Genomic DNA, 22045 nt, shown 5'->3' on the forward strand with positions numbered 1-22045 from the left:
GCATGGCATGCAAGAGGTCAGCGGTTCGATCCCGCTTACCTCCACCAAAATTCAGAGTCGCGCATTGCGACGGAAGCAAAAAATACAGTTTTGTTTCTGATACAATGCGGGATTCCAGTCCAGGTTATGACCCTATCGTCTAGAGGCCTAGGACATCACCCTTTCACGGTGAGTACCGGGGTTCGAATCCCCGTAGGGTCGCCAAACAAGCCGCAAGGCATGTGGGCACAAGTGGTGGCACTTGGTTCGAAAGAACGAAAGCCATCTACCAGGAGTGGTAGTTCAGTTGGTTAGAATACCGGCCTGTCACGCCGGGGGTCGCGGGTTCGAGCCCCGTCCACTCCGCCAAACAAAACAACGGCTTGCGCAAGAAATTGTGCAAGCCGTTTGTCTTTTGTGCTGTCCAGGCGCACAAAACGAACACTCGGCACACAAGCCACCGCGCTGGGGTTCCCATTCACCTCTCGGCGGGCAGCAAGCCTGTCCAGACAACCCGACCGGCCGTTCAGCGACCTTGGCGATTCCTTTCCACACTTTCTGACCATCGCCAAGGCGTGGCCGGCCGGATGAAGGCGAGGGGGTGCTTGCCCAGTTGCTCGCGACCTTTGCTCACATGGGGTGCCTATGAGCGTTGGGCTCACGGACCAGTTCCGTCTATCGGATCTTGGTTTGTTTCGATCTTGGCAATGGTCCATTGATGTGCACAAATCATGGTTTACCCGTATGCTGGTACCCGTATTTGTGGTTCTCCAAGGGTCCTCCGACCCCTTCATCGCCCGCTCATCTCATCGATGAGCGGGTTTTTTTTCGCCAAAGCATCTCCGCGCGCAGCAATCCGGTGGACAGGCCGGTGCCCAACAGCACCACCAGGCCGCAGCCGAGCATCCACAGCGTGACCTCTTCCTGCAAGAACACCACGCCATACACGAGCGCAAACACGGGCAGCAGGAAGGTCACGGTGAGTGCCTTGCTTGGGCCGGCCTGGGCAATGAGGTGAAAAAAGAGCCCGTAGGCCACGGCGGTGCACAACACAGCCACTGCCGTCACCGCCAGCCAGGCTTGCAGGCCAGGGGCCTGGGTTGGCCAGCTCAGGGTCATGGGCAAGGCCAGGGCGAAGGTGGCGCCCCAGAGGCTGCCGGTGGTGGTGGCCAGCGGGTGCAGGCCACTCAGGAAGCGCTTGGTGTAGCTGGCGGCAATGCCGTAGCACAGGGTGGCCAGCAGGCAGGCGCCCATGGCCAGCAGTGCGTCGGCGCTGGAGGCCCTGAGCCAGCCACCAAGCCCTGACTTGCCGATCACCAGCAAGGCCACGCCACCAAAGCCGATCAGCAGACCCAGCAGCCGACTGGCGCCAGGGCGTTCCTTGAGCCAGACCCAGGCCACGAGTGCGCCGGTCATGGGCACGGTGGCGTTCAGGATGGAGGTGAGCCCGGTGCCTATGTGCATCACCGCGTAGGAAAACAGCGCGAAGGGAATGGCTGAGTTCAGCACGCCCACCGCCAGGATGGGCAGGGCGCGCGACTTGAGGTCACGCCACACGCCGGGCCAGGCCAGCAAGGGCAGCAGCGCCACGGCGGCGATGCCCACGCGCAGGCCGGCCGTGGCCAACGGGCCGAAGTCGGCCGCGCCCAGCCGCATGAACAGAAACGAGGCGCCCCACAGGGCGCCCAGCGCCAGGAATTCGAGCAGCAGCAAAGGGGACATGGCTCAGACCAAAGGCCGGTTGGGCGATTCGAGGGCCAGCAGCGCCACCTTGCGCGGCAGACCGCCGGCATAGCCGGTGAGGCTGCCGTCGGCGCCCACGACGCGGTGGCAAGGCACGATCAGGCTGACCGGGTTGGCCCCGATGGCGGCGCCGGCCGCGCGCACGGCCGTCGGGCGCCCGATTCGCTCGGCGATGGCGCCGTAGCGGCTGGTGCGGCCGTGGGGAATTTCCAGCAGGGCGCGCCACACGGCCTGCTGGAAGGCGGTGCCGCGCGAGAGGTCGAGCGGGCCGCTCCAGTGCGGTGCTTCACCGGCGAAGTAGGCGTGCAGCCATTGGCGGCCGGCCTGCAGCACTGGCTCGGCTTCGCCGGCTTGCCAGGTGCGGCGTTCCTCGGCGCTGGGCGGGTCGCGCTGGTCAAGGAACCAGGCGCCGGCCAGGCCGGCCGGGGTGCTGGCCAGTGTCATGGTGCCCAGCGGGGTGGGCACTTCGATGAAGTGGGCGTGGAGCAGGAGTTTCATGTGGGCTGTTCGGTGAGGGTGGATTGCCACAAGCGCATGGCGGCATAGGCGCGCCAGGGCCGCCAGGCCTCGGCGAGCTGCACGGCTTGTCGGCTGTTCTGGGCGGGGCTGCCGCTCAGACCGAGCGCGCGGTGGATCACCACGTCTTGCGCGGGCCAGGCGTCGGGCCATTCGAGGGCGCGCATGGCGATGTAGTGGGCGGTCCAGGGGCCGATGCCGGGCAGGGATTGCAGGGTGTCGAGCGTGGTGTCGGGGTCAGCGCCGGGCGAGAGGGGCAGGCGCCCGTCGAGCACCGCGCGGACCAGGGCGAGCAGGGCGGTCTGGCGCTGGCGGATCAGGCCCAGGCGGCCCAGCGCCTCGGCGCTGGTGTCGGCGATGCGCTCAGGGCTGGGGAAGAGGTAGGCCAGGCCGTCGGTGCCGGTGTCGATGGGCTGCCCGGTGTGCGCCACCAGCCGCGCGCCCAGGGCGCGGGCGGCGGCCAGCGTGATTTGCTGGCCCAGCACGGCCTGCACCGCGAGTTCAAAGCCATCAAACGCACCGGCCACCCGCAGGCCTTGGCCGTGTGGCAGCGAGGCGCCCAGCACCACGTCGATGGCGGCAGGGTCGGCGTCGAGGTCGGCCACGGCGCGCACACGCTCCATCACCAGGGGCAGCACCGGTGCCAGCCCTTCGCTGACACGCAGCGTCAGGCCACTGCGCCCGGCGCGGCGCGTCACCTGGGCACTGAGCCAGCCGTGCCGCGCCTGTCCGTCGGCATCGATGAGGCGCACCGTGCGCTGCCAGCGCCCGACGTTGGGGTCTACCTGCTCGACGCCGGGCGTGGCGTGGCGCTGCAGAAAGCCCAGCCAGGCGTTGGCGTCCCAGGGCTCGCGGGCGCTGAGGAACAGGCCGCCGCCCGAGCGCCCCTGGCCGGCGCCGCGGCGCAGTTCGGTGGGGCTCATGCCGTAATGGCGCCGCACCGCGTCGTTGAAGCGGCGCACGCTGCCGAAGCCGGCGCGCCAGGCCACCTCGGCCACGGGCAGGGCGGTGTCGCTGAGCCACTGCTTGGCGCGCAGCAGTTGGCGGGTCTGGCGGTACTGCAGGGGTGACACGCCCAGGTGCTGTTCAAAGATTCGGCGCAGGTGCCGGTCGCTCACGCCCAGGTGGGCGGCCAGCTCGGCGGCGCTGGGGGAGGGGCCGGTGTCGGGTGCGTGGTCAAGCCATTGCAGGGCTTGGTGCAGCAGGATGCTGCCGGCGTCGGTGCTGGACCAATGGCGCTGCGCGGGGGCGAGTTCGGGCCGGCAGCGCAGGCAGGGGCGAAAGCCCGCCTGTTCGGCCTGGGCCGGGATGGCGAAGAAGTGGCAGTTTTCGCGGCGCGGGGTTTTCACGGCGCAGATGGGCCGGCAGTAGATACCGGTGGAACTGACGCCCACGAAAAAGCGCCCGTCAAACCGCGCATCGCGCGAGCACAGCGCGCGGTAGCGGGCGTCGTCGTCGAGGTCGGTGGGCGCGTTCATGGGGGGATGGTAGGGCCGGGCGGGCCGGCGCACTGGCCATTTTCGGACGTGTGCTGCACAGGCCTGTCACCTGCGCGTTTCTACAATTGGCGCTTTCACCAACGGGAGCCCTCTTCATGCAAGTGTCCGCATCGATCTTCAAGGCCTATGACATCCGCGGCGTCGTGCCCGCCACCCTCGACGAGGGCGTGGCCGAAGCCCTGGGCCTGGCCTTCGGCACGGTGGCGCGGCAGCAGGGCGAGACCACGGTGGCGGTCGGGCGCGACGGGCGCTTGTCGGGCCCGTCCCTGGCCGGTGCCTTGATGCGCGGGCTGGTGGCCGCTGGCATCGAGGTGATCGACGTGGGCATGGTGACCACGCCCATGCTGTACTTCGCGGCCAGCACTCTGTGCCGCAGCGGCATTCAGGTCACGGGCAGCCACAACCCCAAGGACTACAACGGCTTCAAGATGGTGCTGGGTGGCCGCGCCATTTATGGCGACGACATCCAGGCGCTGCGCCAGCTCATTGAGAGCGAAGGTGGCGTCAAGGCCACGGGCGGCAGCGTGCGCCAGGTGAGCGTGGCGGCCGATTACCAGGCCCGCATCGTGGGCGACGTGAAGCTCTCGCGCCCGATGAAGGTGGTGGTGGATTGCGGCAACGGCGTGGCCGGTGCCTACGCCCCCGCGCTGTTCCGCGCCTTGGGTTGCGAGGTGATCGAGCTGTTCAGCGATGTGGACGGTGACTTTCCCAACCACCACCCCGACCCGAGCAAGCCCGAGAACCTGCAGGACGTGATCCGCACCCTGGCCAGCACCGACGCCGAGATCGGCATGGCCTTCGACGGCGACGGCGACCGCCTGGGCATCGTCACCAAGGACGGCCAGAACATCTTCCCCGACCGCCAGATGATTCTGTTCGCGCAAGACGTGCTGTCGCGCGTGCCGGGCGGCGACATCATCTTTGACGTGAAGTGCTCGCAGCGCCTGGCGCCCGCCATTGAGGCCGCCGGCGGCAAGGCCCACATCTACAAGACTGGCCACTCGCTCATCAAGGCGCGCATGAAGGAACTCAACAGCCCGCTGGGCGGCGAGATGAGCGGCCACATCTTTTTCAAAGAGCGCTGGTTCGGCTTTGACGACGGCACCTACGCCGGCGCGCGCCTGCTGGAAATCCTGAGCCGCCACCCCGATGCCAACGCCGTGCTCAACGGCCTGCCCACCAGCCACAGCACGCCCGAGCTGAACGTGGCCTGCGCCGAAGGCGAGCCGCACGCGGTGGTGAAGAAGCTGGTGGAACTGGCCGCCTTTGACGCGCCGGCCAAGGTGTCCACCATCGACGGTGTGCGTGTGGACTGGCCCGATGGCTTTGGCCTGGTGCGCGCCTCCAACACCACGCCGGTGCTGGTGCTGCGCTTTGAGGGCCACACGCCCGAGGCGCTGCACCGCATCGAGGCTGCCATGCTGGACCTGCTGAAAAAGGGCAAGCCCGACGCGGTGGTGGGCGCCAGCGCGCACTGAGCGCTGCGCTCGGTATCAGGCCGGCCAGGTCGGGAGCAACGAGCGCAAGCGCTGCAGCACCACCTGGGCCTGCGGCTCGGGAGGCGGTGCTTCCAGGCGGTGCGGCCGCTGCCAGGCCGACAACACCCCGGTGACGATGCCGCCCACCTCGTTCACCGGGTGGGTGAAGCCCTGCGCGTCGAGCCGGTCGTAACTCTCGGCAAAGTTCCACACATTCGGTCCGTGCAGCACGCCGCAGCCCAGGGCCAGCGGCTCGTGCGGGTTGTGCCCGCCCACGCGCGCGAACGACCCGCCCACCAGGGCCACCGGTGCCAGCCGGTACCACAGGCCCATTTCGCCAATGGTGTCGGCCACGTACACCGGGCCCGCGCCGGGCAGGGCGGCACCCGCGCTGCGCAGCGGGGTGCCGGGCCCGGCCAGGGCCGCCACCTCGGCCCCGCGCGCCGGGGCGCGTGGGGCGATGATGAGCAAGGCATCGGGGCATTGCTGGCGCAGCCGCTCGTGCGCCGCCAGCGCCAGGGCTTCTTCGCCCGGGTGGCTGGAGGCCAGCAGCCACACCGGGCGCTGGCCCAGCGCCGCCTGCCAGGCCTGCAGTGCGGCGGCGTCATGGCCCAGGGGCGGCACCAGTGATTTGATGGTGCCGGTCACGGTGATCTGCTGGCGCGGCGCGCCCAGGCTCACCAGGCCCTCGGCCGATTCCACGTTTTGCGCGAACAGCTCGCGAAAGCCCGGCAGCAGCGCCCGGTACAGCCAGCGGCCCCAGCGCCGCTTGGCCAGCGACTCGGCCGACAGGCGCGCGTTCACCAGCACGCGGGGAATGTGGCGGCGGTCGGTTTCGGCAATGAGGGCGGGCCACAGGTCCATCTCGCACCACACGGCCAGGTCGGGTTGCCAGTGGTCCAGAAAGCGGCGCACCGCGTCGGGTGTGTCCACCGGGGCGAACTGGTGCTGGCAGCGCGGCGGTAGGCCGGTGCGGGCCAGGGCATCGCCCGAGGTGCGGGCGGTGGTGGTGATGAGGCAGTGCAGCCCCGGGTGCTCTTCGGTGAGGCGGGCGAACAGGCCAGCCAGGGCGTTGGCCTCGCCCACGCCCACGGCGTGGCCCCAGATGAGCGGGCCGGCGGGCCGCTGCGCGTAGGCCAGGCCCAGCTTCTGCTGCACGCTGGCCTCGGTTTCCTTGCCTTTCTTGAGCCGGTGCCCCAGGCCCCAGCGCCACACGGGCGCCATCAGGCGCGAGAGGCCCAGGTAGGCCAGCAGGGCGGGTTTCAACGGCGCTCCAGCCAGGGCATAAGCGCGGCCATGTGCTTGGCCGTGGCGCCGCCGTGCTCGGCGTAGAAGGCCTCGGCCCCGGCGATGGCTTGGGCGTAGGCCTCGGGCGAGGTGAGCAGGCCGGTGAGCGACTGGGCCAGGCTGCTGATGGTGTGGTGCTGCTGCAGCACACCGGCCGCCAGGGCCTCGACGCCGGGGTACTCAATGCCCCAGATGCTGGGCCCCACCATCACCGGCTTGCGCAGGGCCAGGGGCTCGATCACGTTGTGTGCGCCCAGTGGCACGAAAGATGCGCCCACCACCACCACCTGCGACAGGGCCAAAAAGAAGTACATCTCGCCCAGCGAGTCGCCCAGCAGCACGTCGATGTTGGCCATGTCGGGCGCGTCGGCCACCGGGGTCAGCGCGGCGTCCAGCGTGCGGCTGCGTCGGGCCACGCGCAGGCCGGCGGCCTGCATCAGGTCGGCCACGGTGTCAAAGCGTTGCGGGCTGCGCGGCACGTACACCACCAGCAAGGGCGGCAGGCCGGCGGCCTTCACGCCGGCCTGCACCTGGCGGATGGCGTCGATGAATTGCTCGTCTTCGCCCACGATGGCGCTGGCAAAGCACAGCACCGGGCGGCCCCCGGCCACGCCGGTGGCCAGTTGCCACGGCTGGTGCAGGGCCAGGGCGGCGGCGATCTGGGTGGGTGACACGGGCAGGTCAAACCGGGTTTCGCCGGCCACCACCACGCGCTCGCAGCCCACGTCGCGAAAGCGCTGGGCGTGGGTTTCCGATTTGCACAGCACCAGCTGGTAGGCCTGGAACAGCGAGGCCCGGAAGCCGCCCCAGCGGCGGTCGCGCTCGATGCTCTTCTTGGGGTACTGGGCGTTGGCCATGGCCAGCGGCACGCCGGCGCGGCGGATACCGGCCAGCAGCACGGGCCAGGTGTCGATCTCGGTCATGAGAGCGGCGCGCGGCCGCACCCGGCGGACGAAGCGCGCCACGGCCCACGACAGCTCCAGCGGCACGTAGCTCACCTGCAGGCGGCCGCGGGCAATGGCCTCTTGAAACAGCGTGTGCCCCGCCGTGCGGCCGGCCGGGGTGAGGGTGGTGACCAGCACCGGGTGGCCGGCGTCCACCAGCGCGCGGATGAGCGGCGCCGCGCCGCGCATTTCGCCCATGGAGGCCGAGTGCACCCAGATGGGGTGGATCAGGCGCGTGTCCACGCCGCCGAAGCGCTCCACCCAGTGGGCGCGGTACAGCGGCTCTTTCTTGCCACGGCGCCACAGGAACAGCAGCACCAGGGGCAGCAGCAGGTGCCAGGCCAGCTCGTACAGGGCGATCATCAGCGACAGCCGCCAGGTGGGCGGGAAGGGGCGCGATGGGCGGTGGGGCGTGGGGCTGGGCATGCGGGCAGACGGCAATCGACAAAGGCCGGGCAGGGCGCCCGGCGTCAAAGGGGATTCAGTATAGTGACGGCCCTGGCGCCCGCCTGACGCAACGGCGGGCCCAGGCCCCAGGAAAGCCCCTCTCTCATGCCCCAACTGCTGTCGGCCTGGACCGCCGTGATTCCCTTGCGCGCCGGCTCCAAGGGCCTCCCGTCCAAAAACACCCGACCGCTGGCCGGCAAGCCCCTGTACCGCCACGCGGTGGACCAGGCGCTGCAGGCCGGCGCGGCGCGCGTGGTCGTCACCACCGACATCGAGGCCCTTTGGAGTGCCGAGCTGCCGCCCGAGGTGGCGCTGGTGCGCCGCCCGGCCGAGCTGGCCGGCGACACCGTGCCCATGGCGCCGGTGCTGGTGCACGCGCTTCAGGCCGCCCAGGTGAGCGGGCCGGTGGTGTTGCTGCAGGCCACCTCGCCGCTGCGCAGCGCCGACGACATCCGCCAGGGCCTGGCGCTTTACGCCACCGGCGCCTTTGAGCTGGTGATGAGCGTGACCGAGGCCGACCGCAGCGTGCTGAAATGGGGCCGCCTTGAGGGCGACCGCTTCGTGCCGCTGTCTGACCCGGCCCACTGCTTTGCCAACCGCCAGAGCCTGCCGCCCGTGGTCAAGCCCAACGGTGCGGTCTATGTGCTGGACGCGGCCCGCTTCGTGGCCAGCGGCAGCTTTGTGAGCGAACACATTGGCGCGCTGGTGATGCCGGCCGAGCGCAGCCACGACATCGACAACCTGCAAGATTTCGAGCGCGCCGAAGCGCTTTTGAGGACACAGCCATGAGCATTCCCCGCCTGAAGATCGCGCACCGCGAGATCGCCGCCGACCAGCCGCCGCTGGTCATTGCCGAGATCGGCATCAACCACGGCGGCAGCCTGGAAGTGGCCAAGGGCATGGTGCTGGCCGCGGCCAAGGCCGGCTGCGAGATGGTCAAGCACCAGACCCACTTCGTGGACGACGAGATGACCGACGAGGCCAAGGCCATCTTCCCGCCCAACGCCGACAAGTCCATCTGGCACGTGATGCAGGAATGCGCCTTGTCCAAGGACGACGAGATCGCGCTCAAGGCTTATGCCGAGTCGCTGGGCCTGATCTACATCTCCACGCCCTTCTCGCGCGCCGCGGCCGACTTTCTGGCCGAGATCGGCGTGGCCGGCTTCAAGATCGGCTCGGGCGAGGCCAACCACGTGCCCCTGATCCGCCACATCGCCAGCTTCGGCAAGCCGGTGATTCTGAGCACCGGCATGCAGACCATCGACAGCCTGCGCCCCTCGGTGCAGGCCCTGGACGACGCGGGCGTGCCGTATGCGCTGCTGGAGTGCACCAACCTCTACCCCTCGCCGCCCGAGATCGTGAGCCTGCAAGGCATTGGCGAGCTGCGCCGCGCCTTCCCCAAGGCGGTGATCGGCTTCTCCGACCACAGCATCGGCCCCGAGATGGCCATCTCCTCGGTGGCGCTGGGCGCCTGCATTCTTGAGCGCCACTTCACCGATACCCGCTACCGCAAGGGCCCCGACATTCCCTGCTCGATGGACCCGGCCGAGCTGAAGTTCCTGATCGACCGCTCGCGCGAGATCCACACCGCGCTGATGAACCCCAAGGTGCGCACCGCGCCCGAGGAAGACGTGTACCGCTTCGCGCGCGGCTCCATCGTGGCCGACCAGGATTTGCCGGCCGGCCACGTGATCACCGAGCGCGACATCTGGGCCCGCCGCCCCGGCTCGGGTGAGATTTCGGTGCAGCACTTTGACCGCCTGATCGGCGCGCGCCTGACCCGCGCCGTCAAGCGCAACCAGCAACTGCTGTGGTCTGACCTGGACGGCGTGACGCCCCTGGCCAACTCGTGATGAACCAGCGCCTGCTCTTTGTCACCGGCACCCGGGCCGACTACGGCAAGCTCGAACCGCTGGCCCACGCGGCCCAGCAGGCCGGCTTTGCCATCAGCTTCTTCATCACCGGCATGCACATGATGCGGCGCTACGGCGAGACCCGGCTGGAGGTGCGGCGCTTTCCCGATGCCGAGTTCTTCGAGTTCGTGAACCAGCGCGAGGGCGACGCGCAAGACTTCATCCTGTCCAAGACCATCCTGGGCTTTTCGGACTTTGTGCACGAGCACCGGCCCGACCTGGTGGTGATCCACGGTGACCGCGTGGAGGCGCTGGCCGCCTCCATCGTGTGCGCCATGAAGTACATCCCCTCGGCCCACATCGAAGGCGGCGAGGTCTCGGGCACCATCGACGAGAGCATCCGCCACTGCAACACCAAGCTCTGCAGCACCCACTTCGTGAGTTCCGAGCCGGCGCGCCAGCGCGTGCTGGCCCTGGGCGAGGCGCCGGGCAGCGTTTACAACATCGGCTCGCCCGAGCTGGACACCCACGCCCGCGACTCGGGCGTGGGCATCGACGAGGTCAAGCGCCGCTACGCCATTCCCTTCGACGACTACGGCATCGCGGTGTTCCACCCCGTCACCTCCGAGGCCGACACCATCGGCCAGCAGGCCGCCTCGCTCTTCGGCCGGCTTGAGGCCAGCGGGCGCCACTTCGTGGTGATTTCGCCCAACAACGACCCGGGCACCGAAGACATCTTCGCGGTGCTCGACCGCCTGCCGAAAGAGCGTTTCCGCCAGATCCCGTCCATGCGCTTCAACTACTTCTCTGAATTGATGAAGAACGCCAGCGCCATGATCGGCAACAGCAGCGCCGGCGTGCGCGAAGCGCCCTTCCTGGGCGTGCCCAGCCTGGACGTGGGCACCCGCCAGAACAACCGCGCCAGCGGCCCGTCCATCACCAGTTGCTCGGCCTTCGACACCGAGGTCATCGACACCTTCCTGCGCGACACCTGGGGCCGCCGCTTCCCCGCCGACACCACCTTCGGCGCCGGCGATGCCGCGGCGCGCTTCGTGGAGATTCTTCGCGATGAAGGGTTCTGGCAAAGGCCTTTGCAGAAGGCGTTTGCGCAATGAAATTAGGTGTGATGGGTTGGGCGAATCGGTTGACCCGCTTCGCCATTTTTGGGCTGTTTGCGTCGCTTGCCCTGTCGCGAAGCCTCTTTACCTTGTTCGCTGTGCTGGCACTTTTGGCGTGGCTTTTTGTCGGGAATTACAGGGAGCGAGTCTCTTTGATTGTTCGTAATCCCGCCACTTTGCTGGCCGTCGTGCTGGTGCTTTGGATGTTTGTTACGGCATTATGGTCCGACCCTGCGGGGCAGACGACATCAGCGCTGAACGTTTATTGGAAGCTATTGTTGATTCCGATTGTGGTGTCGACAATGACCCGACCAGATGACGTTGATAGGTGCTGGCAGTTCTTCGCCGCGGGCATTGTGGTGCTCCTGGCCCATGTGTATGGTCTGTTTTGGTACACGCCGAGTTGGGTGGGCGACACTGCACAGCCAGCAAGTGTCTTCTTCAATCGATTGCCGCAGGCTGTTGCGCTAGCTATTTTCTCTGGGTGGTGTCTGCATCAGTTGCTAGAACGCCATACTTCTGCGATACGGCGCAGTTGGTTGGTGCTGGGCTTTCTGGCTGCAAGTGGTGGGGTATTGCTCATCAGTCCGCAACGCCTGGGATACTTGTCGTGGGGTGTGATGGTTTTGTTTGCAGTTGGGATTCGGTTCCCCAGAAGTTGGCGGCTGACTGGCCTCGGGTTGGCCTTATTGACACTTGTTTTTATTTTCTCTCTCAATCCGGTCGTCAGGGATCGGGTTTTGCTGGGGTTGTCTGAGTGGCAGCAGTACGATGGTTCAACTAATTATTCGTCGATCGGCTCCAGGCGCTACATGTGGGCGACGACCTGGGGTCTGATTCAAGAGCATCCGCTGTGGGGTTATGGAACCGGGAGTTACGGTGCTCTCGTTGAGCGCAAGTTTGCAGATGCTCAGATGTGTGCTGTGGGCTGCATTCATCCGCACAATCAGTTTTTGTTGATCTGGCTTGAGCAAGGAATTTTTGGACTTGCGACTTTTGTGGGAATGTTGATTTCAATTGCAGGCTATCATTTGCGCCGCTTAAGTTTTCATTTCATCGCCATGCCGGTATTGATTGTATTTTTAATGTCTTGTATGGTTGATTCTCCGCTTTGGTACCGTGGCTTTGTTTATCTTTTTGTTCCGATTCTTGGTTTGATATCTATCAGGCGAGGTCATGTGAATGCGAAAGATGGCTAGTCTCTTTGTTTGAAATTGAATTTCATGTCAAATAACTGCATATTACTGACTTGCGACAAGGCCTACCTGAAGGCGGCATGGTTTGTTGCTTGGCAGTTGAAGTTCATCCCTGGATTAGATGCTGATGTGGTCGTCTGTTCCGGTGAGGACTTGGGGCCAGTAGGCTCGGTGGGTGCCATGCACAGAACCATCGAGATGCCAGGGTTCATTCAGCATCTTCCCTTGAATGAAAGATTGAGAGAGTTCACCTATTGGCGAATTCCTGCGATCGAAAATCTCGCGAAGCTGTACAAAAGAGTGTTGTATCTTGATACCGACTTGTTTGTGAATTCAAGCAGGCTACCCGAGTTGTTCTCCTTGGACATGCGGGGACATGCCATCGCCGCGGTTTTGGATGTGCACCAATCGGTACGACCCAAAAGGCAGGTCGCCGAGTTCGAGGCATTGAGGCTTTCACACTCGAGCTACTTCAACGCTGGAGTGCTCCTGATCGACTCAAAGGCCTGGCTGGCGCAGGGCGCCTACCAGCGCATGGTGGATCTTTGCGAGCGGCACGGCCACGTGCTGCACCGGCACGACCAGAGCCTGCTGAACCTGGCGTTCAAGGACGACTGGCTGGAGTTGTCGCCGGTGTGGAACTGGCAGTATTCCTATCGCAATGCCTTCCTCACCGAGTGGGTGTCGCCGCAGTTGATTCATTTCTCCGGTGTGCGCAAGCCGTGGCATCCTCCGTCGGGCACCATTCCCCGGCGCTATCGCGAGCGTTACGCAGACTTCCTGCGCTCGCTGGGCGAGCCGGTCGGCGACGTGGCGCAGGTGGACGAAGCGCCAGAACTGGCGCAGCAGGGCAAGGCATTGCTGAAGTGCTTGTGGTACTTCCGAGCCTGGTCGCGCTACCTCTCGCGTTTCGACACCGCGCTCACCACCGTCAGTCATCGCCGCGCCTGAGCACGAGTGGCTGGCAGGCAGCGTTAGGTAGTGCTGCCGCGACGCAAGCGTTTGAGCAGTGACTTGGGCCAGTAGCGCCAGCCGAACACGTACAGCCCCTTTCCGGGCGCATGGCGGATGGTGAGTTCGTCGGGCTTGGGTTTGCCGTGAAAGACCAGAATGCCAGGGGGCTGGCGAATCCAGCCCATCTGATAGTGCAGGTCGCGCTTCCAAGAGGCCGCCAGGCCCGGGGCCAAGTCTTGGATGAAGCCAGTGATCTGGCCGTGGTCACGGATGAAGTCCTGGTCGCCCCATTTCTCTGGCACGGCGTACTCGGCAGTAAAGCCGTCCCGGTTGCTCAGGAAGGTGTCGAGGATCGGGCGGAAGTTGCCACGCACGTACATCACGCTGGAGTTGACGGCACCGACACCAAAGTCGCGCAGCAAAAAGAGGCCAGGGCCCAGTGCCACCTGAATGGGGCCGGTGACCACCACGTCCAGGTCCAGGTAGAGAAGCTCGGGCTCATCCAGCTCAAACACCTCCAGCTTGGAGAACCAGCCCTTGAGATCATGCCGCAGGGGCACGCGCTCAACGTCCACGCCGCGCAGTTCGATGTCGCTCAGGCAGACAACACGGGCGCCGGGGTTGAACTGGCGCACGTTGTCTGCGAGGGCCTTCACGTGATCGCCGCAGTAGTGGCCACCGCTCTTGAGCACACAGACGATGGGGGGGCAATGCGGGCGGGACAGTTCGGTGGCGTTCATGGCAAATGGCATTCGAGAAGGCGGCCCGGAAATACCAGGGCAGCAGGCTGGGCCAGTGAGACGTCAGACCACGCCGGCGTAGAAGTCCAGGATGCGCTGGCGCATTCTGCCCAGCGTCCAGCCTGACCAGATCAGCGCTCGGCCTTTGTTGTCGGTGACCACATCGCCGTCGCGCAGCTTTACCAGGCTCTCTGGCTTGATGTCGATGCCGTTGAGCGTGATGGCCACTTGGCGGCAACGGCGGCGGCGCACCCAGGGCATGAGCGGCTTGATCCAGAGCCACCAGCGGCTGCGCGACATGTATTCCAGCGTGAGCTTGACCGCGAAGTCACCGCGCAGCGCCTTCATGTACGGCTGAGCCGCCCAGCTGATGAAGCGCTCATCCGCGGCCATGGGGCGGTAACCGAGATCGGGGTGTTGCGCGAACAGCTCGCGAAAACGCTGAGCGATGTAGTGGCAATGCGCCGGGTGAAACACCACCAGCGAGGAGTTGCCGCGGGCGTACTTGCGGCCATCGGTCTGGCGATACACCCAGCGGCCCAGCGGACCGAAGGGGATGATCGCGCTTTGCAGCATGGCCACCGTCTGGGGACTGTCCATCAGGGCCAGGGCCGCGCCAAGATCGCCGAACACCAGAGTGTCCAGGTCAACATAGATGGTGGGCAGGTCGGTGGGCAGCACGCCCTTCTCGAACATGCACAGCTTGGCCTGGCAGCCCGATCGCATCAGCGCCGGCTGGCGGTAGAACTCGGGCATGTCCACCGTGGTCACCCGAGGGTCCAGGCCGGGGCGCTCGCGATCGGTCAGCAAGGTGAAGCGGGACACACCGGGGCTGTGCTCGGCGATCGCTTGCACCAGGCGGTTGACGATGGAGACCGGGTACTTGGTGCCCCAGCAGATGAGCACGCACTGCCAGGCGGTGGACACGGGGGCGTTCATAAACACAAGATGGCGACGAAGCCTTACTTCGCCAGCAGCGCGTCGATCGGGCGCAGGTCGTCGGCTTGCAGCACGCCGCTGGCCTGGCGCAGGCGCAGGTTGCCGAGCAGCACGTTGTAGCGGGCCTGGGCGAGGTCGCGTTTGGTCTGGAAGAGCTGGCTCTGGGCGTTGAGCACGTCGATGTTGATGCGCACACCCACTTGGTAGCCCAGGCGGTTGGCGTCCAGCGCGCTCTGGCTGGAGGCCTCGGCGGCCTCCAGGGCCTTCACCTGGCTCTGGCCCGAGACCACGCCGAAGTAGGCGCTGCGAATGGCCTGGTCCACGCTGCGGCGGGCGCCTTCCAGGTCGTTGCGGGCCTTTTCTTCCAGGGACAGGGTTTCCTTCACGCGGTTCTGCACGGCAAAACCGGCGAACAGGGGCAGGTTGAACTGCAGCCCGATGCTGGTGGTGTGGTTGCGGATGTTGCCGTTCACGCCGGTGATGCCCGACGGGGCCCGGCTCACGCCATACGAGCCCACCAGGTCGAGCGTGGGCTTGTGACCGGCCTCGGCTTTCTGGGTTTCCAGTTGGGCGATGTCGAAGGCGCGCTGGGCCTGCAGCACGGCGGGGTGCCCCTCTTGTGCGCGGTTCAGCCAGGCCTGCGGGTCTTGCGGTTGAAGGGGCGGCAGGGTCACCGGGGCGGCCAGGGGCTTGGGCGCCGTGCCGGCGCGGCCCACCAACTGGTCAAGCGCGAGCTTTTTCACCCGCAGGTCGTTCTCGGCGGCGATTTCCTGGGCGATCACCAGGTCATAGCGGGCCTGGGCCTCGCGCGAATCGGTGACGGTGGCGGTGCCCACCTCGAAGTTGCGCTTGGCAGCGGCCAGTTGCTCGGCCACGGCGGTTTTCTGGGCGCGCACGAAGGTGAGGGTGTCGTCGGCGGCGAGCACGTCGAAGTAGGCCTGTGTGGTTCGCACCACCAGGTCTTGCTCGGCCTGGGTCAGGCGCGCCTGGGCGATGTCGCGGCTCAGGCCGGCTTGTTCGTTGGTCAGGCGGTTGGCGGGCCGGTAGAGCGGCTGGCTGGCCGACAGGGTGACGCTCTGGCTGTTGCTGTTGCCGTCCAGGCTGTTGAGTTCGCTGTCTCGCCGCGAGGCGTTGGCCGCTGCTCCCAGCCCCACTTGTGGCAGAAGCCCGGCGCGGGCCTGGTCGGCCTGGGCCTGGCTGGCGTCAAACTGCGCGCGGGCCGCCAGGTAGGTGGCGTCGTAGCCGCGCGCGGCCTCGTAGAGTTCCAGCAGGCTTTGCGCCTGGGCGCTGCCGGCCAATGCCAGGGCGGCGCACAGCAGGGGAAGGCGCAGGCGGAAGGGGGCAGCGGTCGAGGCGGTCATGGGCGTCCTTGGTGGATCAATACACCGGCACGGTGGGATCGACTTCTTGCGACCAGGCGTGAATGCCGCCGTGGATGTTGACCACGTGGCTGAAACCCTGGTTCATCAGGAAGTAAGTGACTTGTGCGCTGCGCCCGCCGTGGTGGCACAGGCAGGCGATGGGGTGGTCGCGGTCCAGTTCGCTCAGGCGGGCTGGCACGGTGTGCATGGGCATGGCGACCAGCTCGAAGCCTTCCGGCTTGACCGAGGCGGTTTGCAGTTCCCAGGGCTCGCGCACGTCCAGGACGATGGGCAGCCGCCCCGCGGGGGTGTCGGCGGCCACGTGCTGCAGCCACTCGGGAATCTGGGCGGGGCGGATGGCGTTCATGGCGTCAGAAGCGGAAGCGCGAAGGTTGCGGGAAGTTCAGCAGGCGCGGGGCGTTGATGTCCCAGGGCTGCGTGGTCTGGAAGGCAGCTTCGCCGGTGCGGGTGACGATGGTGGCGCGCATCACCGGCTCATCGCCCACGATGGCGGCCAGGCGGCCACCGGGGGCCAGCAGCGAGAGCAGGGCGGCCGGCACCTCGGCCACCGAGCCGGTGAGCACGATGGCGTCGAACGGGGCCTCGGCCTGGCAGGCGGCAAAACCGTTGGCAGCGGCGTCGGCCTGGCGCACCTCGGCGTTGGCGATGCCAGCCTTTTGCAGGTTCTCGCGGGCCAGGGCGGCCAGCGCCGGGTCAATTTCCAGCGACACCACGCGCTGCGAGAGCTGGGCCAGCAGGGCGGTCATGTAGCCGCTGCCGGCGCCGATTTCCAGCACCTTGTCTGTCGGCTTGAGGGCCAGGTCTTGCACCAGGCGGGCCTGCACCTTCGGCGCCAGCAGGCACTGGCCTTCCACGGCGGGCTGGCTCAGGGGCAGTTCCAGGTCGGCAAAGGCCAGGGCCTTGTGGGCGGCTGGCACGAAATCTTCACGGCGCACGCGGCCCAGCAGTTCCAGCACGCGGGCGTCGAGCACCTCCCATGGCCGAACCTGCTGTTCGATCATGTTGAAGCGGGCCTGTTCGAGGCGCTGCTGTTCGGGGGTGTTCTGCGAAGCCATTCCTATACTCCTGCGGGTATGTTAGACGAAGTTGCCCGATTTTACCGGGTGGGGTGCGGGTCGGCGGCGCTCAGGCCGAGGTGACGGCGGCACCAGGCGGTGAAGTCGTCCAGGTAGCAATACACCACCGGCACCACCACCAGCGTGAGGATGGACGAGGTGATCACCCCGCCGATCACCGCCTGCCCCATGGGGGCGCGTTGCTCCGAGCCCTCGGTGAGGGCAAAGGCCAGCGGCACCATGCCGAAGATCATGGCCAAGGTGGTCATCAGGATGGGCCGCAGCCGCACGCGGGCGGCCAGCAGCAGGGCGTCTTCTCGGGGCAGAGGGGCCTCTCCGTGGTCGCCGCGGCGGGCGCGGATGGCGAAGTCCACCAGCAAGATGGCGTTCTTGGTGACCAGGCCCATGAGCAGCACGATGCCGATCACCGAGAACATGCTCATGCTGGAGCCGAACATCAGCAGCGCCAGCACCACGCCGATCATGGTGAGCGGCAGCGAACTCATCAGGGCCAGGGGCTGCAGGAAGCTCTGGAATTGGCTGGCCAGGATCATGTAGATGAAGATGATGGCCAGCGCCAGGGCCGACAGGGCGTAGCCGAACGATTCGCGCATGTTCTTGGTGGAACCACCGAACTCGGTTTTGTAGCCGGGTGGCAGGGCGATGCTGTCCAGGGCTTTCTGGATGTCGGCCGTGACCTCGCCGGCCGAGCGGCCGTACACGTTGGCGGTGATCTGCACCTCGCGGTTGAGGTTGCGGCGGTTGATCTGGTTGGGGCCGGTGCCTTCCACCACGTCGGCTACCTGGGCCAGCGTCACGATGCGGGCACTGCCGTCGCTGGCCGAGCCCACCACGAAGGGCAGGTGCTGCAGGTCGCTGGCGCGTTCGCGCTGCTCGGGGCCCAGGCGCACGTTCACGTCGTAGCTTTCGCCGTCTTGCGCGCGCCAGTTGCCCACGGTGGTACCGGCCACCAGGGTGCGCAGGCTGCCGGCGACGGCGCTGGTGTTCAGGCCCACGTCCGAGGCGAGGTCGCGCTTGAGGCGCACGTCCACCGTGGGCTTGTTGGGCTTGACGCTGGCGTCCAGGTCCACCAGGCCAACGATCGGGCGGATGCGTTCCATGATGAGCGTGGTGAGCCGCTCCAGCTCGGCCAGGTCGTCGCCTTGCAGCGAGAACTCGATCTGCTTGTTGCCGCCCACGGCGTCCAGCAGGCCGGCGTGTGTCACGGTGATGCCCGGCACGCGGCGCAGGCGCTCGCGCAGGCGGGCCGACATGTCGTCGGCGCTGAGCTTGCGGTTTTTGCGGTCCACCAGGCGCACGTAGACGCTGGCGTACATGGTGCCCTGGGCGTTGCCGGTGTTGATGGTGGCCAGGGTGTACTGCACCTCGGGGAATTCGCGCAGCACGGCCTCCACCTCGCGCGCCTTGGCCTCGGTGGCCTGCAAAGAGGAACCCACCGGCGTGTGGAAGCTGACCGAGGTTTCGGAGAAGTCGGCCTTGGGCACGAACTCGCTGCCCAGCACTGGCAGGATGAACAGGCTGCCCACGAAGGTGGCCAGGGCCAGGCCCAGGGTGGCCAGCTTGTGGCGCAATGACCAGCGCAAGGCGCCCTGGTAGGTGTCGGCCAGTTCGTCCTGGAAGCGGTCAAACCAGTGCGTCACGCGGCCGATGGTCTTGTCGTAGAGCGTGCGCGCCTCGTGCGGCTTGCCGTGCTGCTCGATGGCCGGGTCGTGCCACACAGAAGACAGCATCGGGTCAAGCGTGAAGCTCACGAACATCGAGATCAGCACCGCGGCCACCATGGTGATGCCGAACTCGTGGAAGAACTTGCCGATGATGCCGCCCATGAAGCCAATGGGCAGGAACACCGCCACGATGGACAGCGTGGTGGCCAGCACCGCCAGCCCGATTTCCTGCGTGCCGTCCATGGCTGCGTTGAAGGGGCTCTTGCCCATCTGCACGTGCCGCACGATGTTCTCGCGCACCACGATGGCGTCGTCGATCAGCAGGCCCACCGACAAGGTCAGCGCCATGAGCGTGATCATGTTGATGGTGAAGCCGAACAGGTTCATGAAGAAAAAGGTGCCCACCAGCGCGATGGGCAGCGTCAGCCCGGTGATCACCGTCGATCGCCACGAGTTCAGGAACAGGAACACGATGGCCACGGTGAGCAGGGCGCCTTCGATCAGGGTCTGGCGCACGTTGGCCACCGACACGCGAATCGGTCGCGAACCGTCGGCAATGGGTTCCAGTCGCACGCCGGCCGGCAGTTCGGGGCCGATGGCGTCGAGGGCGGCCTTCAGGCCATCGGTCACGGCGATGGTGTTTTCGTCCTGCGCCTTCTGCACCTGCAGCAGCAGGGTGCGCTGGCCGTTGTAGAGGGCCAGGCTTTCCACTTCCTGTTCGCCGTCGCTCACGCGCGCCACCTGGCCCAGCCGCACCGGCTGGCCGTTGCGTCGCGCCACGATGATTTGCTCAAAGTCTTGCGGGTTGCGCAGCCGCGAGAGCATCTGCACCACGCGCTCGCGCTCAGGCGTTTTGAGCGTGCCCACGGGCAGGTCCTGGTTCTCGCTGCGCACGGCGGCGTTCACCTGGTCGGTGGTCACGCCCAGGGCCTCCATGGCGCGGGGGTCAAGGTCGATGTTGACGCTGCGCTTGGTGCCGCCCACCAGCGTCACCGAGCCCACGCCGCGCACGTTCTCCAGGCGCTTCTTCAGCACCTGCTCGGCCCAGGTGGTCAGCGCCACGGCGCTGGGGGCTTTGCCATCGCCCGCCTGGGGCACCACCGCCACCGACCAGATGGCGCGGCTGGCCGGGTCAAAGCGCAGCACGCGGGGCTCTTCCACCTCGTCGCGCAGGGTGGGGCGCAGGATGGCGATTTTCTCGCGCACGTCCTCGGCCGCCTTGCGGCCGTCCACCGTGAGCTGGAACTCGATGATGACCACCGAGCTGCCCTCGTAGCTGCGCGAGGTGAGGGTGTTCACCCCGGCGATGGCGTTCACCGCCTCTTCCACCTTCTTGGTCACCTCCGACTCCACGATCTCGGGCGAAGCGCCGGGGTAGGCGGTGGTGACCACTACCACGGGGAAGTCGATGTTGGGGAACTGGTCCACCTGCAGGCGCTGCAGCGAGAACGCGCCCAGCACCACGAAGGCGACCATGACCATGGTCGCGAAGACCGGGTTGCGCAAGGAAACCTGGGTGAACCACATGGCGCGGTCCTCAGTTGGCGGCTTTGGCCGGCTGCGCGTCGGGCAGGCGAACCGGGGTGCCGTCGCGCATGGCACCTGCCAGCGGGCCCAGCACCTGCACGCCCTCGGTCAGGCCGTTGGCCTCTCGCATGGGTTCGCGCCCGCTCAGGCCGCTGGCGCCGGCCGCCAGCGCCACGTGCACCACCCGGCTGTCGCGCACCACCTGCAAGTAGGGTTGTGGCTTGTCGTTGCGCACGGCGGCCAGCGGCACCGCGGGCACCGTCACCGTGCCCACCGCGATGTGCCCCTGCGCGAACAGGCCCTGGCGCATGCCGGCCTGCGCGGGCACCTTCAGGTACACCAGCACGCTGCGGCTGCCGGCCTGCACGCTGGGGTTGATGCGGCTCACCACCGCCTTCACCGGCTGGGCAATGCCTTCCACCACCAGCTCGGCCGGCTGCCCCACGGCCACCGGCACGGCCTCGCCCGGGGCGATGGCGGCCTCCAGTTCAAACGCGCTGAGGTCTACCACCTCCAGCACGCGGGCGTCCAGTGCCACCCGTTCACCGTTTTGCGCGCCGCGCGCCGACACCTGCCCGCTCAGGGGCGAGCGCAGCGTGGTGTCTTGCAGGCCCTTGCGCGCAATGTCCAGCGCGGCCAGGGCGGCGCGGTGCGTGGCCTCGGCGGCCGCCAGGTTGGCGGTGGAGGTGTCCAGCGCGGTGGGCGAGATGAAGCCCTGCTTCACCAGGGCCTGGTTGTTGTCTTGCGTGCGCTTGGCAATGGCCACCTGGGCCAGGGCCTGGGCCGCCTGCTGCTCGGCCTGGCGCATACGGGCCTGGGCCTCGGTGCTGTCGATGCGGCCCACCACCTCGCCGGCCTGCACCGGGTCACCCTCGCGCTTGCTGAGGCCCTGCAGTTCGCCCGCCACCTTGGCCTTGATGGCCGCCATCTGCAGTGCCTTGAGCGAGCCCGAGACGGCCACTGCCTGCGTCAGCGGCAGGCTGCGCACCGTGACCAGATCGTTCGTGCCCAGCGTGTACACCGGCGTCTGCTGCAAGGCCTCGGCGGCCTGCCTGGCTTGTGCCTGCACCGTGGCGCGCTTGTTGAGCGCGCGCACCAGGCCAAGGGCCACGGCCACGACGAGCACGGCCAGCAGGCCCCATTGAATCCAGGCGGCGCGGGAGCGGGGGAGTTTCATGGTGGACGACAGAAGAGCGGGGTCAGGGGCGGCGCAGCATGCCGCTGAGCAGCAGGTCGGTCTGGGTGTTGATGAAGGCCACCGGGTCGATGGTGGACGTCGCCGGGCAGCACGGCGCCATGGAGTGTTTCCACATCAGCAGAAAAATCATGGGGGCCATCAGGCTGTAGACGGCCAGGTCCACTGACATGGGCCGGAAGTCGCCGCGGTCAATGCCGCGCTGCAAGATGCGCCGGATCAGGTCTTGCCCCGGGCCGATCACCTCTTGCTGGTAGAACGCCGCGATCTCGGGAAACATGCCGGCTTCGCTCATCACCAGCTTGGTAATGCCGGACGCTTCGGTCATGCCCACGCGCTCCCACCAGGCCATCAGGCAGTGGCGCACCAGGTCAGCGCTGCTGCCGCCAAAGCGCTCGAATTCCTCGTTCCATTCGGCAAATCGCCCGGCGATGGTTTCGCGCACCACCGCCTTGAACAGGTCTTCCTTGCTGGGGAAATACAGAAACAGCGTGCCCTTGGACACGCC

General features: G+C 67.0%; 19 protein-coding genes and 2 tRNA genes. 8 read left to right on the forward strand and 13 right to left on the reverse strand.

Annotated elements, in window-relative coordinates; translation table 11 throughout:
- Window positions 1-128: 128 nt before the first annotated feature.
- Window positions 129-204, forward strand: a tRNA-Glu gene (locus ACE3RQ_RS18380).
- 67 nt (window positions 205-271) lie between these two features.
- Window positions 272-348, forward strand: a tRNA-Asp gene (locus ACE3RQ_RS18385).
- 432 nt (window positions 349-780) lie between these two features.
- Here the strand turns inward: ACE3RQ_RS18385 and ACE3RQ_RS18390 are convergent.
- The 3 genes from ACE3RQ_RS18390 to ACE3RQ_RS18400 are packed head-to-tail and all read right to left on the reverse strand — an operon-like array spanning window position 781 to window position 3716.
- Window positions 781-1701 carry a DMT family transporter gene (locus ACE3RQ_RS18390; RefSeq protein WP_374523542.1) on the reverse strand — a complete coding sequence of 307 codons (921 nt, stop codon included), beginning with the start codon at window positions 1699-1701 and terminating at the stop codon, window positions 781-783.
- Between the two features lie 3 nt (window positions 1702-1704).
- Entirely contained in the window at window positions 1705-2220 is a 516-nt protein-coding gene (locus ACE3RQ_RS18395; protein WP_374523543.1) for a methylated-DNA--[protein]-cysteine S-methyltransferase, read from the reverse strand.
- Entirely contained in the window at window positions 2217-3716 is a 1500-nt protein-coding gene (locus ACE3RQ_RS18400) for an Ada metal-binding domain-containing protein (protein WP_374523544.1), read from the reverse strand. The genes ACE3RQ_RS18395 and ACE3RQ_RS18400 overlap by 4 nt, the downstream gene beginning before the upstream one ends.
- Window positions 3717-3832: 116 nt before the next feature.
- Here ACE3RQ_RS18400 and ACE3RQ_RS18405 point away from each other — a divergent pair, with 116 nt between their 5' ends.
- Window positions 3833-5215: a phosphomannomutase/phosphoglucomutase gene (locus tag ACE3RQ_RS18405; protein ID WP_374523545.1), complete on the forward strand. Its 1383-nt coding sequence runs from the start codon at window positions 3833-3835 to the stop codon at window positions 5213-5215.
- A 15-nt stretch (window positions 5216-5230) separates the two neighbouring features.
- On the opposite strand, the gene ACE3RQ_RS18410 is transcribed toward ACE3RQ_RS18405, so the two are convergent.
- Window positions 5231-6481, reverse strand: a complete 1251-nt coding sequence (locus ACE3RQ_RS18410; RefSeq protein ID WP_374523546.1) for a 3-deoxy-D-manno-octulosonic acid transferase — start codon at window positions 6479-6481, stop codon at window positions 5231-5233.
- The gene (locus tag ACE3RQ_RS18415) at window positions 6478-7872 is read right to left on the reverse strand and encodes a 3-deoxy-D-manno-octulosonic acid transferase (protein ID WP_374523547.1); all 1395 of its coding nucleotides are present in this window, start codon (window positions 7870-7872) and stop codon (window positions 6478-6480) included. The genes ACE3RQ_RS18410 and ACE3RQ_RS18415 overlap by 4 nt, the downstream gene beginning before the upstream one ends.
- 126 nt (window positions 7873-7998) lie before the next feature.
- Here ACE3RQ_RS18415 and ACE3RQ_RS18420 point away from each other — a divergent pair, with 126 nt between their 5' ends.
- The 5 genes from ACE3RQ_RS18420 to ACE3RQ_RS18440 are packed head-to-tail and all read left to right on the forward strand — an operon-like array spanning window position 7999 to window position 13011.
- Window positions 7999-8682 carry a cytidylyltransferase domain-containing protein gene (locus ACE3RQ_RS18420; protein WP_374523548.1) on the forward strand — a complete coding sequence of 228 codons (684 nt, stop codon included), beginning with the start codon at window positions 7999-8001 and terminating at the stop codon, window positions 8680-8682.
- Window positions 8679-9746 (forward strand): N-acetylneuraminate synthase family protein, encoded by a 1068-nt coding sequence (locus ACE3RQ_RS18425; RefSeq protein WP_374523549.1) that lies wholly within the window; start codon window positions 8679-8681, stop codon window positions 9744-9746. The genes ACE3RQ_RS18420 and ACE3RQ_RS18425 overlap by 4 nt, the downstream gene beginning before the upstream one ends.
- On the forward strand, window positions 9746-10861 hold the full coding sequence (gene neuC, locus ACE3RQ_RS18430) for a UDP-N-acetylglucosamine 2-epimerase (RefSeq protein WP_374523550.1): 1116 nt from the start codon (window positions 9746-9748) through the stop codon (window positions 10859-10861). The genes ACE3RQ_RS18425 and neuC overlap by 1 nt, the downstream gene beginning before the upstream one ends.
- Entirely contained in the window at window positions 10858-12063 is a 1206-nt protein-coding gene (locus ACE3RQ_RS18435) for an O-antigen ligase family protein (RefSeq protein ID WP_374523551.1), read from the forward strand. Before neuC ends, ACE3RQ_RS18435 begins: the two co-directional genes overlap by 4 nt.
- Window positions 12064-12072: 9 nt before the next feature.
- Window positions 12073-13011, forward strand: a complete 939-nt coding sequence (locus ACE3RQ_RS18440) for a glycosyltransferase family 8 protein (protein WP_374523553.1) — start codon at window positions 12073-12075, stop codon at window positions 13009-13011.
- 23 nt (window positions 13012-13034) lie between these two features.
- Here the strand turns inward: ACE3RQ_RS18440 and ACE3RQ_RS18445 are convergent, their stop codons facing one another.
- The 8 genes from ACE3RQ_RS18445 to ACE3RQ_RS18480 all read right to left on the reverse strand — a co-directional run.
- Complete coding sequence (locus tag ACE3RQ_RS18445; RefSeq protein WP_374523554.1) at window positions 13035-13754, reverse strand: hypothetical protein; 720 nt, start codon at window positions 13752-13754, stop codon at window positions 13035-13037.
- A gap of 63 nt (window positions 13755-13817) precedes the next feature.
- Complete coding sequence (locus tag ACE3RQ_RS18450) at window positions 13818-14693, reverse strand: hypothetical protein (RefSeq protein ID WP_374523555.1); 876 nt, start codon at window positions 14691-14693, stop codon at window positions 13818-13820.
- Between the two features lie 23 nt (window positions 14694-14716).
- Window positions 14717-16054: a TolC family outer membrane protein gene (locus ACE3RQ_RS18455; RefSeq protein ID WP_374523556.1), complete on the reverse strand. Its 1338-nt coding sequence runs from the start codon at window positions 16052-16054 to the stop codon at window positions 14717-14719.
- Between the two features lie 16 nt (window positions 16055-16070).
- The gene (locus ACE3RQ_RS18460) at window positions 16071-16421 is read right to left on the reverse strand and encodes a rhodanese-like domain-containing protein (RefSeq protein ID WP_374523558.1); all 351 of its coding nucleotides are present in this window, start codon (window positions 16419-16421) and stop codon (window positions 16071-16073) included.
- Window positions 16422-16425: 4 nt separating this feature from the next.
- Window positions 16426-17130: a protein-L-isoaspartate O-methyltransferase gene (locus ACE3RQ_RS18465; RefSeq protein WP_374523559.1), complete on the reverse strand. Its 705-nt coding sequence runs from the start codon at window positions 17128-17130 to the stop codon at window positions 16426-16428.
- A gap of 41 nt (window positions 17131-17171) precedes the next feature.
- Window positions 17172-20342: an efflux RND transporter permease subunit gene (locus ACE3RQ_RS18470; protein WP_374523560.1), complete on the reverse strand. Its 3171-nt coding sequence runs from the start codon at window positions 20340-20342 to the stop codon at window positions 17172-17174.
- Window positions 20343-20352: 10 nt separating this feature from the next.
- Window positions 20353-21519 (reverse strand): efflux RND transporter periplasmic adaptor subunit, encoded by a 1167-nt coding sequence (locus ACE3RQ_RS18475; protein WP_374523561.1) that lies wholly within the window; start codon window positions 21517-21519, stop codon window positions 20353-20355.
- 22 nt (window positions 21520-21541) lie between these two features.
- Window positions 21542-22045: TetR/AcrR family transcriptional regulator (locus tag ACE3RQ_RS18480; protein WP_374523562.1), on the reverse strand; the 504-nt coding region annotated here is incomplete at its 5' end.

Source organism: Hydrogenophaga sp. (assembly GCF_041913525.1).
GTDB lineage: Bacteria > Pseudomonadota > Gammaproteobacteria > Burkholderiales > Burkholderiaceae_C > Hydrogenophaga.

Coding starts and splice junctions, on each gene's coding strand:
- ACE3RQ_RS18455 (WP_374523556.1), bottom strand. CDS start 16,054: ATGACCGCCTCGACCGCTGCCCCCTTCCGCCTGCGCCTTCCCCTGCTG.
- ACE3RQ_RS18435 (WP_374523551.1), top strand. CDS start 10,858: ATGAAATTAGGTGTGATGGGTTGGGCGAATCGGTTGACCCGCTTCGCC.
- ACE3RQ_RS18400 (WP_374523544.1), bottom strand. CDS start 3,716: ATGAACGCGCCCACCGACCTCGACGACGACGCCCGCTACCGCGCGCTG.
- neuC (WP_374523550.1), top strand. CDS start 9,746: ATGAACCAGCGCCTGCTCTTTGTCACCGGCACCCGGGCCGACTACGGC.
- ACE3RQ_RS18415 (WP_374523547.1), bottom strand. CDS start 7,872: ATGCCCAGCCCCACGCCCCACCGCCCATCGCGCCCCTTCCCGCCCACC.
- ACE3RQ_RS18405 (WP_374523545.1), top strand. CDS start 3,833: ATGCAAGTGTCCGCATCGATCTTCAAGGCCTATGACATCCGCGGCGTC.
- ACE3RQ_RS18425 (WP_374523549.1), top strand. CDS start 8,679: ATGAGCATTCCCCGCCTGAAGATCGCGCACCGCGAGATCGCCGCCGAC.
- ACE3RQ_RS18475 (WP_374523561.1), bottom strand. CDS start 21,519: ATGAAACTCCCCCGCTCCCGCGCCGCCTGGATTCAATGGGGCCTGCTG.
- ACE3RQ_RS18460 (WP_374523558.1), bottom strand. CDS start 16,421: ATGAACGCCATCCGCCCCGCCCAGATTCCCGAGTGGCTGCAGCACGTG.
- ACE3RQ_RS18450 (WP_374523555.1), bottom strand. CDS start 14,693: ATGAACGCCCCCGTGTCCACCGCCTGGCAGTGCGTGCTCATCTGCTGG.
- ACE3RQ_RS18445 (WP_374523554.1), bottom strand. CDS start 13,754: ATGAACGCCACCGAACTGTCCCGCCCGCATTGCCCCCCCATCGTCTGT.
- ACE3RQ_RS18465 (WP_374523559.1), bottom strand. CDS start 17,130: ATGGCTTCGCAGAACACCCCCGAACAGCAGCGCCTCGAACAGGCCCGC.
- ACE3RQ_RS18390 (WP_374523542.1), bottom strand. CDS start 1,701: ATGTCCCCTTTGCTGCTGCTCGAATTCCTGGCGCTGGGCGCCCTGTGG.
- ACE3RQ_RS18470 (WP_374523560.1), bottom strand. CDS start 20,342: ATGTGGTTCACCCAGGTTTCCTTGCGCAACCCGGTCTTCGCGACCATG.
- ACE3RQ_RS18395 (WP_374523543.1), bottom strand. CDS start 2,220: ATGAAACTCCTGCTCCACGCCCACTTCATCGAAGTGCCCACCCCGCTG.
- ACE3RQ_RS18420 (WP_374523548.1), top strand. CDS start 7,999: ATGCCCCAACTGCTGTCGGCCTGGACCGCCGTGATTCCCTTGCGCGCC.